The organism is Halorubrum sp. JWXQ-INN 858, assembly GCF_009806985.1.
GTDB lineage: Archaea > Halobacteriota > Halobacteria > Halobacteriales > Haloferacaceae > Halorubrum.
This window is the reverse complement of record NZ_WUAX01000011.1, coordinates 374,943-392,188: the sequence shown is the minus strand read 5'-3', so window position 1 is coordinate 392,188 and position 17,246 is coordinate 374,943. Positions and strand designations below refer to the sequence as shown.

Sequence of the window (17,246 nt, the reverse complement as noted above, 5' to 3'; positions counted from 1 at the left end):
TGCTAATACCGAGGAGATCTATATTGAATGGTGGAGCCGATCTTAAAATGGGCGGGTGGGAAGCGCCAGCTTCTCTCAGAGATCACGGCGCTGTTTCCGACCACATATGAGGCGTATCACGAACCGTTCGTAGGAGGTGGCGCTGTCTTTTTTCATCAGGCTCCTGACGATGGGACAATAAACGATCTGAACACGCGGTTAACGACGTTTTATGAGATTGCTCGAGACCAACCGAACGCCCTTATTACCGAGAACAAAACACACGAACACACCGAAGAATACTACTACAACGCTCGCTCGGAGTTCAATTCGCTCCTTACACAGTCGGATCTAACACGGGACGAGCGGGTTCGAGAGGCGAGCTTACTTTTATATTTAAATCGGACGTGTTTCAACGGATTGTATCGGGAGAACGGTGATGGCGAATTCAACGTCTCTTTCGGACGATATTCAAATCCGGATTGGGTACAAGAGCAGCGGATTCGGAAGGCATCACGTGTTCTCCAAGGCACGGCGGTGTTCAATACGGATTTTAGCTACGTCATGGATGAGGCTTCTAGCGGTGATCTTGTATATTTTGATCCGCCGTACGAACCGGTGTCGAAAACCGCGGATTTCAATTCATATCAGGCGGATGGATTTGACCGAGAGGACCAACGCCGACTTCGTGATGTCGTGATAGAACTCACGGAAATGGATGTTTCCGTGATTCTCTCTAATTCGCCGCCGGTCACGGAATTATACGAAGGCCACGACGTGTTCTCGATCAGCTACGTAGACGCCACTCGTGCCATAAATAGCGATCCCAGTAGTCGTGGGGAGGTCTCGGAAGTACTCATTACGAACGTTCCACGGGATGACCGACGGCGAAAGACTCTCTCCGACTTTACTGGGTGAGTCGTCGAAGACCACTCAACGTGGCGTTGAGGCCAGAACGTATTGTTGCTCGGATCCCCTCCCATTCGTAGTGATCTCTGGAAGGCGGACGAGCCACTGCCCAACTGTTCGGGCGCGTCGACGAGTGGTTGAGTTCGAGAGATCCGTTTCGGCAGCGAGGATCTCCGTAATATCACGTCGGGAGAGAGTACCCTCTGCTTCTAGTTGAGCGTATACACGAGAGATGATCTCGACATCGCGGATCTGCTGTGTGAGAAGGGAATTTGCAGATTCTCGATTGCCACGATCGAGATATGTGAGGTATTCCTCACCGAGCCTGGTGAGTCCCCAACGACGGATGGTGCGGTTGTCGATTTCGATCTCCTGTTCTTTGTGGAGAAACTGGAGAAGCCACGCGGCAATACCATAATAATCGGCTTGCCGTGGATCGAACGTGTCCGTATCCGTCTGTCTTCGAACGTAGTCTGCGATCTCGGGCTTAATATCCGAACCCGATCCAACCGCCCGAGTGACCGTACGTATCACGCTGAAATTGTCCGCCTGTGGTACTTCTAGTGACGGAATCGTATCGGTGCGCTCCGGCTTCTCGAACGCACTCCAAAACGTGGGATCGAGTTCGTATGATTCATCGTCTGTAACGACGCCGATGCTGCTCTCGATCATGATGTCCGTGAGCCGGTCTCCGTCGATCAATCGGATGAAATCTTGGTCTGCGCTTGTCTCTGCTCCGGACGTGAACGAGGACGTCGTGATCACCGTTCCGATGTGATACTGTTGCTCCGAGAGTGCACCTTTAAATCCGCGGAGGGTGCGAGCGCCGACGGTGTTTCCGGCAGCATATTGTTTCGCTTGTACGCCGAGCCGTGCGTGGAACAGTTCTCGATCGATGACTGCGTGAATATCGATCCCACCATCGCCACGGAACGGTGTTAGTTCGAGTTCGCGCGTTGGCTCCGCACGCTCGATCACCATCTTACAGAGCTGTTCAAACTGCTCGTGGTCGATCTGTAGGCCTTTATCGAGCAGTTCCTCTTTCGCCGTCGATGCTTTCATTCACGATCGAGGTTCTCATGGCCGAACAAAAACCCACTCGCTAGAGGTGTAGTATTTAAACAAGTCCTCAGATCCAGGTCTAAGCAGTCTGATTCAAACGGACTTATTAGTAGTTGAAACGAAAACCCTCGCTGGAGGTTCGCCTTATATACACCCGGCTCACCCATAGCAACATCTACACTGATGTAGCATCGAGATTGGAGCGAATGGCTGACTCGTTGTGGTACCCGTCCGTCGAAGACGTCGTCGCCATCCACGACGACATCGTCGCGGAGTACCCCGACACTCCCGCCGGTGTTCGGAACCGCGGTGACATCGAGTTCGTATTGAACTACATCGAAGCGGGCAGCTTTGGTTCCTCGCCGGACACATCCACGAGAAGGGTTATCACCTCCTCCGGCTCCTCGTCGCCAATCATCCCTTCGTCGATGCGAACAAACGAACTGCGCTCAACGTGACGGTCGTCTTTTACTTCCTCAACGGATATCGGTTCGAATACGACGACGAAATCAGGACGATTCTGAAGGAATTCGGCACCGACGAAGCGGCTGTTGACGAGGAGAATACTACCGAGTATCTGCGATCCCACACCGCGGAACTGGATCTGGCCGGCGAGATCGAGGAGTGGCGAGACGAACTCGTCCGACACGGGCTAGACCAGTTGACCGGCGATTCGTCGGACCCGAACGATTAACGGCGTTCGACGCGTCCGTTCAGGCATGGCCACCGAAGAAAGCGCAGAAACGGCCTCCCCGCTTGATGACGTGATGGAGGACATCCGGCGGGAACTGGTTCGACGGGTCGCGGAGGACGACCGAGATGCGAACCGGGACATCTACGACGCTCTCGAAGACGAATAACCAGACAGTACCGAGCAATCGTTAGTCGGAGCCGGCCAGACCAAATCACTCTGCGAGTGATTTTCTCTATCGAATCCAGCTTTGCCTGTACGCGACCCCCACCGATGCACCAGTAGGCGGCCACCTGTCGAACGAAAGCACATCCTTGGAGTATTCCGACGTCTACTCCGACGCCGTCATGCGATTAGAAGACTACGGGCGCGACGGGATTTGAACCCGCGGCATCTTGGTCCGGAACCAAGTGCTCTGTCCGCTGAGCTACGCGCCCACACGAACGCGTATTTCGGGCGAGCGTTTAACGCTTCTGTCTCGGTGTCGCGTCCGCGCCGCCGTCGGGCGATACGGACGGGCCACGGCGACGCCGAGCCGTGGATCCTCCCGCGGATCGTCCGGTAAACGGGCGGACGACGTGAAGGCGGTTCAGACGGCGTACGCCCGGGTGGTCGCCACGAGCGCCTTCCGGTAGTCGCTCTCGGTCGGGTCCGGTCCGAGCGCGAGGAACCGCCGTTTAAACGCGTTCACGTCGACCGCGGGCGCGTCGCTTCCCGCGGCGCGGGCGAGGTCGTAGATCCGGTGGGTCGGCGGCGCGATGTCGTGCCGCTCGATCAGCGCGAGCGCGAACGCGGCGTTCACCGCGGTGATCTCCGGGTCCGCTCCCGCGGTCGACGGGTGCGATCCGGGGCGGGGCGGATCAGGGCGGTCCGCGACGGCGGCCGCCAACGTCGACTCCAGGAACCCGAGCAGTTTGTCCGCGGGGGCGACCGAGAGCGTGATGTCGTCGGCGTAGATGTCTTTCATGTGGTTGGCGATCTGGTAGCAGTGCGCGAACTTCTGTCGCTCGACGCGCTCGCCGGCGAGCCCGAGGTAGAGCGCCTCCTCGGTCGATTGGACGTGTGAGGCGTGACCCTCCTCGTAGCGGGCCATGTGCGAGAGCTCGTGGACGGCCAGCTCGCGCGCCATCGCGCTCGTCGCCGCCCGTCGAGAGACGTTCAACACGTGGTGGTCCCGGTAGTGGCCGGCCCACGTCCGTTCGTCGGGGTCCTCGCGAACGCGCACGCGGACTGGGTTCTCCAGCGAGAACTCGGTTTCGAACAGGTCGGCCGCACTCAGAAAGGGGTCCGGGGGGACGTCCCCCTGTACGCGGAGATCCATGCGTGTATTTGACATACCGTCTGTGGATAAGTCTCTTGCGGCGCTTCGGGCCTCCTCGACCGATCCGTCCGCTTCCGTTCCATACGTCCAAACCGATCCGGCCGCTTCCGCTCCGTCCCACACCGCCCCGTTCGCCTCGTCGCGCGACCGTTTATGTCGTCGCGCGCTCGATCGGGACGCATGACCGTGTACGTGGCTTACCGGGGCGGCCTTCACGTCGTCGACGTCGACGAGAGCGGAGCCCCGCACGATGGCTCCCCTGACGGGGTCCTCCTCGCGGATCGCGACGTCGAGTGTCTGGCTGTCCACCCGGATGCGCCGGACCGGGTGTTCGCCGGGACGTTCGGCGGGGGACTGTACCGCACGGCGGACGGTGGCGACTCCGTCGAGCGCGTCGGTGTCGACGGGATCGACCACGACGCGGTGACCGCGGTGGCGACGTCGCCGGTCGATCCGGACGAGGTCTGGGTCGGCACCGAGCCGTCCCGGCTGTACCGCTCGACCGACGGCGGCGACTCCTTCGAGGAGGTGTCGGGGGTGGCGACGGTTCCGTCCGCGCCCGAGTGGTCGTTCCCGCCCCGCCCGGACACCCACCACGTGCGCTGGATCGAGGCGTGTCCCGCGGACCCCGAGCGGTGGTACGTCGGCGTCGAGGCGGGCGCGCTGGTGGTCACCCCCGACGGCGGCGGGACGTGGATCGACCGCCCGCCCGGCTCCCGCCGCGACAACCACACGCTCGCGACCCATCCGGACGCGCCAGACCGCGTCTACGCTGCCGCCGGCGACGGATACGCCGAAAGCGACGACCGGGGAGCGACGTGGACGACCCCGCAGGACGGGCTCGACCACCGGTACGTCTGGGGGCTCGCGGTCGACCCCGGCGACCCCGACACCGTCCTCGCGAGCGCCGCCGCCGGGGCGGGCGACGCTCACCGACGGGGGAACGCGTACCTGTATCGGAAGCGCGGGTCGTCCTCGCCGGTGACCGACGGCAGGGCGGACGGACCCGACGCCGGATCGGCAACGACGTGGGAACGGCTCGACGACCGCGGGATCCCGACCGGCGAGGGGACGTACCGCGCCGTCCTCGCGGCGGGCGTCGCCCCGGGCGAACTGTGGGCGGTCCACGACCGTGGGCTGTATCGGACACGCGACGCCGGCGACTCCTTCGATCGAGTGCCGGTTCGCCTCCCGGAGGCGACTCCGCGTGCGCTCGTCGTCGCTCCGTAGCGGGGCGATCGGCGGCTCAGTCGTCCGCGAGACGTTTGTGCATGACCGTGGCGCTCGCCGGACAGTAGTCCGCGAACTGCGCGGTCTCCCGGATCGCGTCCGGGACCGCCGCCCGCGCCACGCGTCCGTAGCCGCGTCCCTCGAAGAACGCCGTCGCCGTCGTCGTGAGGAGGAAACAGTCGACGACGCCCGCGTCCCGAGCCGCGGTCTCGAGCGCGTCACACACCGCCGTGCCGTAACCACGTCCTCGAACGCCGTCGGCGACGACGACGGACCGAAGGAGCCCGACCGATCCAAACGTCTCGACTCCGCCCACACCGATGGTCTCCCCGTCGTGAACGGCGAGGGAGAACGCCTCGGGTTTCGATCGGACGTCGTCGGTCGGGAGCCCGTTGTCCCGCAGGAGGCGCTCGACGGTCCCGATCCTCCCGGCCGTTTCGGCGGGTCGGAGCGTCACTGTGGGGTCGACCATACGTCCCGTTGGGGCACGGCCCGCAAAACCGTCACGGCCGCGTCGGGACGTCCCGTCACAGGGGGAGCGCGGAGGCCGTTCCGCGGGTTACCGGTCGTTCCGCTCCGGCTCCTGTCCGTCCTCGGCCACGATCGGGAGGCGTATGCTGACGACCGCGCCGCGGGGGTCGTTGTCGGCGTACGAGACGGAGCCGCCCGCGTCGTCGACGACCCACCTCACGAGCCAGAGGCCGAGCCCGGAGGCGTGCTCGATCGGTGTCTCCTGGCCGCCGGTGAGCGACGGCCGCTCCTGCGGGGGGATCCCCGGTCCGTTGTCGGCGACCGACAGCACGGCGTCATCGCCCTCGCGCTCGACGGTCACGGTCACCTCGGGGTCACGGTCGCAGTGGTCGATCGCGTTCGTGACGAGCTCCTCGACGGCGACCGTCACCCCGGCACCGGACCGAACCGTCGCCGGCATCAGCGTGGCGTCGACGATAGCGCCCGGGTGTGCGCTCCGGAGCGTCGCGAGCGCGTCGGCGACCGCGTGATCGAGCCGGAGCGGGTCGTCGGTCCCGTCGCGCCCGTGGAGGATGGACCGGAACCGACGGGCCGCGTCCGACAGCGACAGGAGGCTCTCGGCGGCCGACCGTATCCGCGCCGTGTGGAAGGCGGGATCATCGGCCTCGTCCTCCAACTCGGCGACGTGGCCGAGGACGACGTTGAGTCGGTTTCGGAGGTTGTGTCGCAACACTCGATCGAGCACGGCGAGACGGATCTCGCGTTCGCGCCGATCCGTGACGTCGCGCTGGAACCCGAGGAAGTACTCCACCGCCCCGTCGGGGCCGTGTATCGGGGCCACGTCGAGCGCGTTGTACCACCGCGTTCCGTCGGCCCGTTCGTTGAGTAGCTCGACGGAGACGGGTTCGCCCTCGTCGATCGCCCGTCGAACCCGCGCGATCGTTTCCGGATCGGTGTCCGCACACTGGAACAGTCGCGGGTTCCGACCGAGCACCTCCTCGTGGGACCATCCGGTCAGCCGCACGAACTCGTCGTTGACGTAGACGAGGGGGTTGTCCGGCAGCGAGGGGTTGGTGATCGTCATCCCCACCGTCGCGGTGTCCATCGCACGGCGGTACAGCCGAAGCTGATCCTCGCGGGCCCGCCGCCGGGAGACGTCGTGAACGACCACCTGCACGTCCGCGTCGGGGATCCCTTGGCGAGCGGCGACGTCCGGACCACGGGTCGGACCGTCGGCCGGGCCATCGGTCGGCTCCGCGGGCCCGTCGTCGACCGCGGTCGCCGCGATCTCCGTCGGGATCGACCGGCTCCCACCGACGATCGACGCCTCCACGGGACCCGTCTCGCCGTCCGACGACAGCCCGTCCAGCAGCGACGCGACCCGGTCGCGGTCCGACTCGGCGATCAGCGAGATAAACCGGGTCCCGTCGACGGCTTCCGCGGCGGGCGCGAGCAGCCGGGTCGCCTCCGCGTTGCGGTACACGACCACGCCGTCCGAGAGCAGGAACACCGCGGCCGGCGTCCGCTCGATGAGACGGCGGTACCGCTCCCGGCTCCCGGCGAGCGCCGCCGACAGCCGTCGCACCGACAGCGCGCCCTCCAGCCGCCGGCACAACACGACCGATCGAAGCGGCGTCCCCAGCACGTCCGTAACGACGTCGGCCGCGGAGTCCGGGAGCGCGGCGAGCGCCGCCGACGCGTCGCCGGGCGCGACGAGCAGGCACGGCCGGATCCCATCGCCGTCGATGCGGGCGGCCCGGAGCGCCCCTTCGGCCGCCCGAAGCGAGGCGACGTCGACCAGACAGCAGTCGAAGGCGACCGTCGACAGCTCGTCGGGGGCCGCCACGACCGGATCGTAGCCGTGGCGATCGAGCCACTCCACGAGCAGCCGACGGTCCTCGCCGGGGCGGAGACAACAACAGATCCGCGCGTATGAGCCCTCACGTCGCTCCTCACCGGAGCCGCGTTCGTCTCCACTCCCGCCGGAGCCGCGTCCATCGCCATCCGCATCGGAGCCGTGTCCATCGCCGCGCCCGTTCCGTCGTCGATCGTCGCCGCCGGATCGGTCGGTCATTCGGTCACTCGTCGCCCGTGAACTCGGGGGTGCCGGTGAGTATCCCGCGGAGGTTTCGGAGCGGTTCGCCGAGGGCGATCCCCTCCGCCGTGATCTCGAATTCACGGAGGGTCCGCTCGAAGTCGCTCGCGCGCTTTTTCAACACGCCGGTCGCCTTCCGGAGCTCGCCGTCCATCTCCAGGTACCGGATGAAGAGGATGGTGTCCGCGAGGTAGCTGATCCGGTCGCTCGTCGGCTCGAAGTCCCCGGTGACCGTGCCGACGTCGTCGATGAGCAGCGTCGTCACGTCCATGTTCCGGAGGTACCGGCACAGCGCGTGGATCTCGCGGACGAGGTCGTCGTCCTCGCCGCGTATCGACAGCCGGTAGCCGGCGAGACCGTCGATCATCACCGTCTGAGCTCCTCGGTTCTCGACCTCCTCGCGGACCCACGCGGCGAACTCGTCGGCCGAGACCTCGAGCGGCTCCACCTCGACGAGCGACAGCGTGCCGTCCGCGCGCATCTCGTCGATGGGGATCCCGATCGCTTTCGACCGGTGCGTGAAGGAGGCGACGTCCTCCTCGAACAGGTAGATCACCGACCGCTCGCCGCGGGCCGCCGCCTCCTTCGCGAACTGGCTCCCGGTCGTCGTCTTGCCGGCCCCGCTGGGGCCGGAGACGACCGTCACGCTGCCGCGCTCGATCCCGCCGTGCAGGAGGGCATCGAGGTCGTCGACGCCCGAGGAGACCGTGTCCCCCGAGAGCTGTCGGCGATGGTCGGTCGGAACGAGCTTCGGGTACGTCCAGATCCCGTCGTCGTCGATCCGAACGGTGTGAGAGCCCGAACGGAACCCGGAGCCCCGAAACTTGTTCACCGTCACCGTCCGCCCCTTCCGCTCGTGGCGGAGTTCGAGGCTCCCGTCACAGAGGAACTCGAGGTCGCCGACGGCGTCGTTGCCGATGGGCTGGGCGGTAAAGAGCGTCGTCACGTCGTTGTCGGTGAGGTACCGCATGAACGACGCCGCCTCCCGGCGGAACTGGTAGTCGTCGCGCACGAGGTTCCGGAGCTGCGTCAACGGGTCGACGAACGCCCGGTCCGGTTCGACGCGATCGAGGGCCTCGATGATCCGGCCGCTCACCTCGCCCGATTCGACCTCGTCGGCGGCGAAGACGCCGTACGTCCGGTCCTCGGTGAACACGTCCGCGCCCGGGGTGAGGTCCAGGAACTCGACGCCGTCGAGGTCGAACCCCAGCGTGGCCGCGTTCTCGCGGATCCGCTCCGTCGGCTCCTCGAAGTTGACGAACAGCGTCGACTCGCCGGCGTCCGCGCCGGCGGTGAGGTAGTGGAACCCGAGGACGGTCTTCCCCGTGCCGGGCCCGCCCCGAAGCAGATACGACCGGTTCGGGAGCAGCCCCCCGTCGAGAACCGTATCGAGCCCGTCAATGCCGGTGCTCGCTCGGGCGTCGTTTCTCATTATCTACGTCTCCCGTTCGACGGGCATGAAGGTAACTGAATCAGGAGTCGTCGCGATCGCGCCCCCTCAGAGGTCCGCGGTCCGGATCCACATCCCCTTCGAGGCGGGCGCGGAGCGCTCGAACCCCCACCGCTCGTAGAAGCCGTCGACGTCCGCCAACAGGTTGACGTAGCCGCCGTCGGGCGCGTTCTCTCGCAGCCAGTTCGCCAGCGCGTCCATCATCGCGGTGCCGAGCCCGCGCCCCTGGTGTGGCGGCGTGACGGCCATGTCGGCGACGTGGAAGACGGAGCCGCCGTCGCCGACGATCCGCGCCATCGCGACCGTCTCCGGCTCGCGGCCGTCCCCGACCGCGACGACGTGGACCCCGTACGTCGTGTTCGGCAGGCCGCGCGCGACCGCCTCGCGGCTCCGCTCGGCCATCCCGGCGGCCCGGCGCAGCCGCAGGAAGTCCGCGACCGACGGCGTCGTCTCCCGGAGCTCGTATCCCTCCGGAACCGCCGGATCGGCCCGGCGAGGGCCCCGTTGCGGGACCCGTTCGGCGTCGCTCATACGCGTTCTGGGTGCGGGGCGAGAATGACCGTTTCGGAAGGACGTGAGAGCGACCGTCCCGGAAGGACGTGAGAGCGACCGTCTCGGAAGGGTGCGGGCCGCGGGGAGTCGAGGAACGGGAGGCCGTCGGGGCGGGACCCCCACCGAGGGATCGCGCTCCGGGCGGGATCGCGGTCAACGACCGCTCGGAAGCGGGGCGTCTACTCCTCGGTCGCGTCGTCGGCGTCCGTCGCGTCGCCGTCCTCCGCGTCCTCCTCGTCGTCCGGCTCCGCGAGGAGGTCACGCTCCGCGAGGATCGCCTCCAGCTCCTCGTTCGAGGGCTGGGTGAACGTCTCGTCCTCGACGGTGATCGTGGCGACGCCGACGCCGTCGGGGGTGAGCCCGTCCTCGTTGGTCTGCCCGAGCGCGTCGAGCGCGAGCCCGAGCGCCTCGTCCGTCGTGAGCCCCTCGTCGTACTCCGCCTCGAGGAACTCGCGGAGGTCGCTCCGGTCCGAGCCGATCGAGAGCGCCTTCCACTCGTATGGCGTGCCCGACGGGTCCGTCTCGAACAGCCGGGGCTCGCCGTTCTCGATGCCGCCGACGACGAGGGCGACGCCGAACGGGCGCGCGCCGCCGACCTGCGTGTACTGCTGGATGTGGTCAGTGATCGTCTTCGTCAGCGTCTCGATCCCCATCGCTTCGCCGTAGCGCAGGCGGTTGATCTGCGCCTGTCGGCGCGCGAAGTCGATGAGCTGGCGCGCGTCGGCGACGTGGCCCGCGCTGGCGATGCCGACGTGGTCGTCGGCCTTGTGGAGCTTCTCGACGCTCTCGGGCTCCATCAGCGGGGAGCGCGCGCGCTTGTCCGCCGCGAGGACGACGCCGTCGGCCGCACGGATGCCGACGCTCGCCGTCCCTCGTTTCACTGCCTCCCGCGCGTACTCGACCTGGTAGAGCCGACCGTCGGGGGAGAAGATGGTGATGCCGCGGTCGTACGCCTGTTGTTGGGATTGGCCCTGCATGATATCACTCGGTGTCGAACGCCGTCGCGCCGACGTCCCCCGACCCGGTCCGCACGTCGTACGCGTCCCCACGCACGACGGCGGTCGCGTCGGCGTCCGCGAACGCGACGTCTCGCTGTGTTAGATCGCCGCCCGCACGACCCATATATCTTTCCTCACAGGCACGCACCGTGCCGGAGATCCCGCGGACGTGGATCCCAACCGGGTCGCCGCCCACCTCGCTCACGCAGGCGATCGCCGCGCGTGCGTCGTCGACGTGGCCGCGCCGCACCCGGAGTATCGCCTCGCCCTCCCCGTCGGCGTGCGAGAACGCGAGCAGTTTCAGCCCCGCGTCCGCGCTGCCGGGGTCTCCGAGAAGGTTGCCCGCGGCGTACCACACCGCACGCTGGAAGCCCCGACGCGACACGTCGGCGTCGGGCCACGTCTCGATCCCGACCGCGACGTACCGCCAGTGCGGCCGGAGGTGTTTCGGGAGGTGTTTCATCGGCGTTCGTTCCCCGTCATTCCGCGCCGGGCACCTCGTCGCCGGACCCGATCCGCTCGGCGACGAGCACGCCGACCTGGTCGTGGACGCGCTCGGCGACGACGACCGCGAAGCCGACGTCGGTGAACGCCTCGACGAGCGTCCCGACCGTCGAGGGGTCGTCGACGTCGGGGTTGTAGAACGGCTCGTCGGGGTCCGGCCCCTCGAAGAACATGACGTCGCCGAGGACGATCCGGCGCGCGCCCGTCCCGGCCATCACGCGGATCGCCGCGCGCTTCTCGTCGTCGTCGAGGTGATGGAGCGCGAAGTTGGAGGTGACGACGTCGACCGCGCGGCCCGTCGGGACGTCGGGGTCACGGAACTCGCCGTAGCCGAACTCGACGTTTTCGATCCCCGCGTCCGCGGCCTTGCGGCGCGCCCGATCGAGCATCCCTTCGCTAATGTCGCGGCCGATCACCCGCTCGGCGTCGGGCGCGAGCGCGAGGGCGATCGCGCCCGTCCCGGTGCCGAGGTCCAAGACGACGTCGTCGCGGTCGGGGTCGGCGTACTCGATCACCAGCGCGGCACACGCGCGGTACTCCGCGCCCTTTTCCTCGTCGTAGTCGGCCGCCTGCTCCGTGAACCGGGCGGCCATCTCCTCAACGCTGCGTTTCATACCGTCCACGTCGGACCCCCGGCTCAATGAAGCCCTCGGAGAGCCGCTCCCGGTTCCGCTCCGCGATACCCCCCCACGCCCGGAGCCCCTCGCGGACCCACTCCGGGTCGAAGCCGGCGGCCTCGCCGACGGCGACGACCTCCCGCGGGGCGCGGAGCTCGAGGTGTGACCCCGCGTTCGCGCTGACGACGTGAGGCGCGTCGTAGTAGGTCACGATCTCGCGGAGCTTGCGGAGCGCGGCGAGGCTCCGCACGCGCTGGCCGCCGGTCGCGCGCAGGACGGGCCCGAAGTCGAACTCCACGTGGACGCCGTTGTCGCGGGCGGCCTTCGCGAGGACGTGGTTGAACCCGCCCCCGCCGCGCGTCGGGCGGACGAGGACGTCGACGCGCGGCTCCTCGACCGCGAAGCGGTTCAGCCGGTCGTCGCCGCCGACGACACAGACGACGGTCCGATCGGGGCGGTAGTTGCCGACCGCGCCGCCGGCGCTGCCCGGGTCGTCGGCGTCGATCTCGACCGCGTCGACGACGTCGACCCCGTAGCGCTCACGGATCGCGACGGCGTCGCCGCCCCGCGGCTCGTCGGCGTCCGCGCCTCCAGAGTCGCCCTCTCGTCGACCGTCGTCGCCCGAGTCAGCCTCCCGTCGTCCGTCATCACCCGCATCGTACCGATCGCCCTCGCCCGCCTCGCCGATCCCGGGGAGCGCGTCGCGCGTCCGCACGACGATCCCGTCGTACCCGTGGCGGGCCGCCGTCCGGGCGTGGCGGGAGACCGTGGCGTCGCCGTCGGGATACGCGTGGACCGCCTCGTACATGTCCCTCGCTTCTCGACGGGGGGGTTTCGTCGTTGCGTTTTCGGCGGGGAGTTGGACGAGGCTTTCGGCGGGGGCTTTCGGCAGGAGCTTTCGGCGGGGGCTTTCGGCAGGAGCTTTCGGCGGGGGACTTTCGGCAAGGGTTCTCGGTGGAGGTTCTCGGCGACGGTCGACTACCCGTCCGCCCGGAGCTCGCGCCAGGACCACACGAACCGCTGGAGCGCCGTCACGTGGGTGAAGACGGCGAAGAAGACGACCGACCACTCGACCAGCGTGAACCCGTAGACGGCGGGGTTCGTGACCGTCGCGACCGCGGCGACGACGCCGACGATGACGAGGATGTCCGCGCGGCCGAGCAGCCCGCCGTAGATCCGGCCGAGCCCTAACGCGTCGCCCTGCGTGCCGAGGTACGCGGTGAGCAGCACGCCGGAAACCGCCAGAATGCCGAGCCCGTGCTGTCCGACGCCGACCGCGAGCCCGCCCAGCACCATGACGTCGCCGTACCGGTCGAGCACGTGGTCGAGGAAGTCGCCGAAGTCGGAGGCCGTGTCGGTCGCGCGCGCCACCGCGCCGTCGAGCACGTCGAGGAACCCCGTGAGCAACACGAGGACGGCGGCGACGCCGTACCACGCGGGCTCCGACCCGCCGAGGACGAGCGCGTACCCGCCCCCGGCCGCGGTGCCCACGGAGACGATCGTGATCGCGTTCGCGGAGACGCCGACGCGCTCGGCGGCCGCGACGAACGGGGCGATCGCCCGGTTCGCGACCGGCCGCAGCCTGTCCAGCGTCATCGCTTCCCCCACCCGCCACGTTCGGTGGCCATGCTACGCGCCGCTACTCGGGGGCGGGCCATAAGTCGACGTGGTCGCGGCGAACGAACAGCGCGGCCGCGGCGACTGGAAAGCACGGGCGCGGCGACCGCAACGCGTTGCGCGACGAACGAAAAGAGTTGTATCGCCCCGCCCGGAGTACCCGCGTATGTCGTCGTCCCCGCGCCGCTGGAGCCCCGGTTCGGTCGGTTCGCGGAGCCTGCTCGCGGTCGTCGCGATCGCGGTCGCCGGGCTCGCGCTCCGCCTGTTCGATCTCGGCGGGCGAGTGTTTCACTGGGACGAGGGGCGCGTCGGCTACTGGACCCTCCGGTACGCCGAGACGGGGGAGTTCGCGTACGCGCCGATCATCCACGGGCCGTTCCTCCGTATCGTCAACGCGACCGTCTTCGGCGTCCTCCCGCCGACCGACGGGACCGCCCGGCTCGTCGTCGCGGTCGTCGGCGGGCTGCTCCCGCTGTCGGCGTGGCTGTTCCGGGCGCACCTCGACCGCGCGGAGGTCGTCGCGCTCGCCGCGTTCCTCGCGTTCAACCCGTTGCTCGTCTACTACTCGCGGTTCATGCGCAACGACGTGTTGGTCGGTGGCTTCGCGCTCGTCGCCCTGGGGTTCGCCGTCCGCGCGCTCGACACGCGCCGCCTCCGCTACCTCTACCCCTCGGCGGCCTTTCTCGCGCTGTCGCTGTCGACGAAGGCGAACACGATCCTCTACGTCCTCTGTTTCGCGGGCGCGGCCGCGCTCGTGGTCGACCACCGGCTGGTCCGGCGCGTGCACGCCGGCGAGTCGGTTCGCGGCGTGTGGCGAGCGTGGCGGGCGGCGGCCGGCGAGGCGCTCCGGGACGCCTCCGGCGACCGGCCGGCGCGGCTCGTCGTGCCGGCCCACCTCCTCGGCGCGGCCCTGACGTTCCTCGCGATCATCGTCGCCCTGTACGCGCCGCGGCCGCTGCTGTACGCGTCGCTCGAGGACCCATCGCTCTGGCTGACGGTGATCCACGAGGCGACGGTCGGGTCCGCCCGCGAGCTCGTCGACCTGTGGATCGCCGGCGACATGCAGTCGAACCCGTACCTGGAGTTCCTCGGCCACGAGCTGGAGACGCTGGCGTACGGGGCCGCCGTCGTCTGCGCGTTCGCGATCGTCGGCGTCGTCGTCGACGGCTACGTCTCGGACACGTCGGCGACCGTGGCGGAGGATACGGGACGGGACCCGGGAGGCGATGCGGCGCGGACCGCGGGAGACGATGCGGCGCGGACCGCGGGGGACGATGCGGGGCCGACGCGGGCGGACGGCGGAGCATTGGCTCGGTCCGGCGAGGGAGCGTCGCCCCCGGGGGCCGCGACGGTCCCGGGGATCCCTGCGGGACGGAGTCGGGCGTTCGTGGCGTTCGCGACCTACTGGGCGCTGGCGAGCCTCCTGGGGTATCCCGCGGCCACCGACATCAACGCGCCGTGGTCGGCGGTCCACGTCGTGATCCCGCTGACGGTCCCCGCCGCGGTCGGCGTCGTCTACGTCGCGCGCCGCGGCCTTCGGGCCGCCCGCCTCGCGGACCGCGAAACCGCCGCGCTGGCCGCGGTGGTGCTGCTCGTCGCCGGCGCGGGGATGGTCGCGCCGACGGCGACCTACTGGAACTCGACGGACGCCGGCCAGACCGAGATGGTGCAGTGGGCCCAGCCGCACAACGACCTCCGAGTGTCGCTCGACGACGCCGAGGCCGCCATCGCCGCGAACGGGGGCGACGTCGACGTGCTGTTCGTCGGGGGGGATATCGACGACCGCGACGCGGCCTTCTACGTCGCCGACGAGTCCGCCGCCGACGACAAGGGCGCGCCGGGCGGCTGGTACGACCGGCTCCCCCTGCCGTGGTACTTCGAGCGCGCGGGAGCGACGGTCGACAGCGTGCCGCCCGACGCCGACCACGCCGCGGTACTCGCGGACGCGCCGCCCGTGGTGGTCGTCCCTGCGGCGGACCGCTCGGCGGTCGACCCGCACCTCGACGGCCACGTCGCCCGCGAGCACGAGCTCCGGCTCTGGTCGTTCCCGGTAGTCGTCTACGTCGACGAGGGCGCGGTGGCGGCCGCCGACCGCGACCGCCGGGGATGACTCCGCGGATCGGACCGGGGATCCGGTACCGGGTATCCGGCATCCGGTACCGGGCACCGGCCGGCGGTCGGTGACCCGCGTGTAGTGGCGGTGGCGGTTTATCAGTCGGCGTAGCGGCGACGTCGAACACTGATGCGGAGGCGTCGACGGTTCGGTTCGACGGTCGCGGTTCGACGGTTTCGATTCGACGGTCGCGGTTCGAAGCGATCCTCGAATCACGACCACGCCGCGACCGTCCCGCACCTCACGCCTCCCCAGCCTCGTCGGCCGCCGGTGGCGGCCGACTCCCTCGCGCTCGGTTCGCGCCCAGCGGGCGCTCACCGGAGCGCGCCGGCCGCGTCGTGACTGATAAGGGCTGTCGCGGGTCGCGGGTCACCGGTCGCCAGTCACCGGTTTCCCAGATCGATCCCTTATAAGCGCCGTTGTTGAATGCCCGACCTAACCGGTTATAAGAGTCGTCGCCGCTCACCCGGTCCGGTCCCTCATCAGTCTCGCATCGCTCACCCGGTCCGATCAGCTATCCGCTGTTGGCAGGGGGTCGGTCCGACGGCGGTTCGTCGACGATCGGTCCCCGAACCCTTTTAAGCGCTCCCGAACGCGCTCGGGCGGGCGATATTCGGGGCATAACAATCCCGGGAACGGACGAGGGGCCGGCATGGAACCGGAGACCGTTCGGTCGCGGTGTGACGAGATCCTCGATCAGGTCGCGCGGGCGGTCGTGACCGAGCGGTCGACGCTGGAGACGGTCCTCACCGGCGTCGTCGCCGACGGGCACGTCCTGCTGGAGGACGTCCCGGGGACGGGAAAGACGCTGACCGCGCGGTCGTTCGCGGACGCGATCGGCGTGTCGTTCAACCGCGTGCAGTTCACGCCGGACCTCCTGCCGGCCGACGTCATCGGCTCGAACGTCTTCGACGAGGCGACCCGCGAGTTCGAGTTCCAGCCGGGGGCGGTGTTCGCCAACGTCGTGCTCGCCGACGAGATCAACCGCGCGCCGCCGAAGACGCAGGCGGCCCTGCTGGAGGCGATGGAGGAGGGACAGGTGACCGTCGACGGCGAGACGTACCCGCTGCCCGACCCGTTCGTCGTCATCGCCACCCAGAACCCGGTCGAGTCGGACGGGACGTTCGAGCTCCCGGCCGCACAGACGGACCGCTTCATGGTGAAAACCAGCCTCGGGTACCCCGACCGCGTCGGGGAGCTCGAGCTGCTCGACCGTCGGGCGTCGCGCGCGTCGAAGGCCCCCTCGGTCGAGCGCGTCTGTACCGCCGAGCGGCTCGACGGGATCCGGGCGTTTCCGGAGTCGGTCCGCGTCGCGGGCGCGGTCCGCGAGTACCTCGTCGACGTCTCGCGGGCGACGCGGACCGACGACCGCGTGCGGACCGGGGTGTCCCCCCGCGGGATCCAGCGGTTCTTCGAGGCGGTCCGCGCGCGGGCGGCGCTCGCGGGGCGGTCCTACGTCACCCCCGACGACGTCAAGGCGATGGCGCGACCGGTGTTGGCCCACCGGATCGTCGTCACCCCGGACGCCCGCGTCGACGGGGTCCCGGCGACGGCGATCGTCGCCGACGTCCTCTCCGCGACGCCCGTGCCACAGCGCCCCGAGTGATCGCCGTGACGTCGTCGGGAGCCGAGTCGAC

The 17,246-nt window shown here is 68.6% G+C and carries 16 protein-coding genes, 1 tRNA gene and 1 pseudogene; 6 read left to right on the top strand and 12 right to left on the bottom strand.

Going from position 1 to position 17,246, the window contains the following annotated elements:
* Positions 1–27 precede the first annotated feature (27 nt).
* Entirely contained in the window at positions 28–897 is an 870-nt protein-coding gene (locus GRS48_RS10735) for a DNA adenine methylase (RefSeq protein ID WP_159486283.1), read from the top strand.
* Between the two features lie 15 nt (positions 898–912).
* On the opposite strand, the gene GRS48_RS10730 is transcribed toward GRS48_RS10735, so the two are convergent.
* The gene (locus GRS48_RS10730; protein ID WP_159486281.1) at positions 913–1,950 is read right to left on the bottom strand and encodes a restriction endonuclease; all 1,038 of its coding nucleotides are present in this window, start codon (positions 1,948–1,950) and stop codon (positions 913–915) included.
* A 206-nt stretch (positions 1,951–2,156) separates the two neighbouring features.
* On the opposite strand from GRS48_RS10730, the pseudogene GRS48_RS15240 reads away from it, so the two are divergent.
* A pseudogene (locus GRS48_RS15240) lies at positions 2,157–2,644 on the top strand (type II toxin-antitoxin system death-on-curing family toxin).
* 25 nt (positions 2,645–2,669) lie between these two features.
* Complete coding sequence (locus GRS48_RS15090; protein WP_200840251.1) at positions 2,670–2,810, top strand: hypothetical protein; 141 nt, start codon at positions 2,670–2,672, stop codon at positions 2,808–2,810.
* Positions 2,811–3,005: 195 nt separating this feature from the next.
* Here the strand turns inward: GRS48_RS15090 and GRS48_RS10720 are convergent.
* Positions 3,006–3,078: transfer RNA gene (locus tag GRS48_RS10720), tRNA-Arg, on the bottom strand.
* Positions 3,079–3,230: 152 nt separating this feature from the next.
* The gene (locus GRS48_RS10715) at positions 3,231–3,962 is read right to left on the bottom strand and encodes a DUF5781 family protein (protein WP_159486279.1); all 732 of its coding nucleotides are present in this window, start codon (positions 3,960–3,962) and stop codon (positions 3,231–3,233) included.
* A gap of 180 nt (positions 3,963–4,142) precedes the next feature.
* On the opposite strand from GRS48_RS10715, the gene GRS48_RS10710 reads away from it, so the two are divergent.
* Positions 4,143–5,192 carry a hypothetical protein gene (locus GRS48_RS10710; protein ID WP_159486277.1) on the top strand — a complete coding sequence of 350 codons (1,050 nt, stop codon included), beginning with the start codon at positions 4,143–4,145 and terminating at the stop codon, positions 5,190–5,192.
* 16 nt (positions 5,193–5,208) lie between these two features.
* On the opposite strand, the gene arsN2 is transcribed toward GRS48_RS10710, so the two are convergent.
* The 9 genes from arsN2 to GRS48_RS10665 all read right to left on the bottom strand — a co-directional run bounded on the left by arsN2 (position 5,209) and on the right by GRS48_RS10665 (position 13,475).
* On the bottom strand, positions 5,209–5,664 hold the full coding sequence (gene arsN2, locus GRS48_RS10705; RefSeq protein WP_159486275.1) for an arsenic resistance N-acetyltransferase ArsN2: 456 nt from the start codon (positions 5,662–5,664) through the stop codon (positions 5,209–5,211).
* 87 nt (positions 5,665–5,751) lie between these two features.
* Positions 5,752–7,737: a PAS domain S-box protein gene (locus tag GRS48_RS10700; protein ID WP_159486273.1), complete on the bottom strand. Its 1,986-nt coding sequence runs from the start codon at positions 7,735–7,737 to the stop codon at positions 5,752–5,754.
* 4 nt (positions 7,738–7,741) lie between these two features.
* Positions 7,742–9,190: an ATPase domain-containing protein gene (locus GRS48_RS10695; RefSeq protein ID WP_159486271.1), complete on the bottom strand. Its 1,449-nt coding sequence runs from the start codon at positions 9,188–9,190 to the stop codon at positions 7,742–7,744.
* Between the two features lie 66 nt (positions 9,191–9,256).
* Positions 9,257–9,739: a GNAT family N-acetyltransferase gene (locus GRS48_RS10690; RefSeq protein WP_159486269.1), complete on the bottom strand. Its 483-nt coding sequence runs from the start codon at positions 9,737–9,739 to the stop codon at positions 9,257–9,259.
* Positions 9,740–9,939: 200 nt separating this feature from the next.
* Positions 9,940–10,737: an archaeal proteasome endopeptidase complex subunit alpha gene (psmA, locus tag GRS48_RS10685; protein ID WP_159486267.1), complete on the bottom strand. Its 798-nt coding sequence runs from the start codon at positions 10,735–10,737 to the stop codon at positions 9,940–9,942.
* A gap of 4 nt (positions 10,738–10,741) precedes the next feature.
* Positions 10,742–11,221, bottom strand: coding sequence for an Rpp14/Pop5 family protein (locus tag GRS48_RS10680; RefSeq protein WP_159486265.1), 480 nt, complete (start codon positions 11,219–11,221; stop codon positions 10,742–10,744).
* A gap of 16 nt (positions 11,222–11,237) precedes the next feature.
* Complete coding sequence (locus GRS48_RS10675) at positions 11,238–11,876, bottom strand: class I SAM-dependent methyltransferase (protein WP_159486263.1); 639 nt, start codon at positions 11,874–11,876, stop codon at positions 11,238–11,240.
* Positions 11,860–12,687 (bottom strand): RNase P subunit p30 family protein, encoded by an 828-nt coding sequence (locus GRS48_RS10670; protein WP_159486261.1) that lies wholly within the window; start codon positions 12,685–12,687, stop codon positions 11,860–11,862. The genes GRS48_RS10675 and GRS48_RS10670 overlap by 17 nt, the downstream gene beginning before the upstream one ends.
* A 170-nt stretch (positions 12,688–12,857) precedes the next feature.
* Positions 12,858–13,475, bottom strand: coding sequence for a CDP-alcohol phosphatidyltransferase family protein (locus GRS48_RS10665; RefSeq protein ID WP_159486259.1), 618 nt, complete (start codon positions 13,473–13,475; stop codon positions 12,858–12,860).
* 187 nt (positions 13,476–13,662) lie between these two features.
* Between GRS48_RS10665 and GRS48_RS10660 the strand changes: the two genes are divergently transcribed.
* Together GRS48_RS10660 and GRS48_RS10655 are read left to right on the top strand one after the other, a co-directional pair.
* Positions 13,663–15,606, top strand: coding sequence for a flippase activity-associated protein Agl23 (locus GRS48_RS10660; protein WP_159486257.1), 1,944 nt, complete (start codon positions 13,663–13,665; stop codon positions 15,604–15,606).
* A 655-nt stretch (positions 15,607–16,261) separates the two neighbouring features.
* Positions 16,262–17,215, top strand: coding sequence for a MoxR family ATPase (locus GRS48_RS10655; RefSeq protein ID WP_159486255.1), 954 nt, complete (start codon positions 16,262–16,264; stop codon positions 17,213–17,215).
* Positions 17,216–17,246: the final 31 nt, after the last annotated feature.

Coding starts and splice junctions, on each gene's coding strand:
- GRS48_RS10730 (WP_159486281.1), bottom strand. CDS start 1,950: ATGAAAGCATCGACGGCGAAAGAGGAACTGCTCGATAAAGGCCTACAG.
- GRS48_RS10660 (WP_159486257.1), top strand. CDS start 13,663: ATGTCGTCGTCCCCGCGCCGCTGGAGCCCCGGTTCGGTCGGTTCGCGG.
- GRS48_RS10710 (WP_159486277.1), top strand. CDS start 4,143: ATGACCGTGTACGTGGCTTACCGGGGCGGCCTTCACGTCGTCGACGTC.
- GRS48_RS10670 (WP_159486261.1), bottom strand. CDS start 12,687: ATGTACGAGGCGGTCCACGCGTATCCCGACGGCGACGCCACGGTCTCC.
- GRS48_RS10695 (WP_159486271.1), bottom strand. CDS start 9,190: ATGAGAAACGACGCCCGAGCGAGCACCGGCATTGACGGGCTCGATACG.
- psmA (WP_159486267.1), bottom strand. CDS start 10,737: ATGCAGGGCCAATCCCAACAACAGGCGTACGACCGCGGCATCACCATC.
- GRS48_RS10735 (WP_159486283.1), top strand. CDS start 28: ATGGTGGAGCCGATCTTAAAATGGGCGGGTGGGAAGCGCCAGCTTCTC.
- GRS48_RS10655 (WP_159486255.1), top strand. CDS start 16,262: ATGGAACCGGAGACCGTTCGGTCGCGGTGTGACGAGATCCTCGATCAG.
- GRS48_RS10680 (WP_159486265.1), bottom strand. CDS start 11,221: ATGAAACACCTCCCGAAACACCTCCGGCCGCACTGGCGGTACGTCGCG.
- GRS48_RS10715 (WP_159486279.1), bottom strand. CDS start 3,962: ATGGATCTCCGCGTACAGGGGGACGTCCCCCCGGACCCCTTTCTGAGT.
- GRS48_RS10690 (WP_159486269.1), bottom strand. CDS start 9,739: ATGAGCGACGCCGAACGGGTCCCGCAACGGGGCCCTCGCCGGGCCGAT.
- GRS48_RS10665 (WP_159486259.1), bottom strand. CDS start 13,475: ATGACGCTGGACAGGCTGCGGCCGGTCGCGAACCGGGCGATCGCCCCG.
- GRS48_RS10675 (WP_159486263.1), bottom strand. CDS start 11,876: ATGAAACGCAGCGTTGAGGAGATGGCCGCCCGGTTCACGGAGCAGGCG.
- GRS48_RS15090 (WP_200840251.1), top strand. CDS start 2,670: ATGGCCACCGAAGAAAGCGCAGAAACGGCCTCCCCGCTTGATGACGTG.
- GRS48_RS10700 (WP_159486273.1), bottom strand. CDS start 7,737: ATGACCGACCGATCCGGCGGCGACGATCGACGACGGAACGGGCGCGGC.
- arsN2 (WP_159486275.1), bottom strand. CDS start 5,664: ATGGTCGACCCCACAGTGACGCTCCGACCCGCCGAAACGGCCGGGAGG.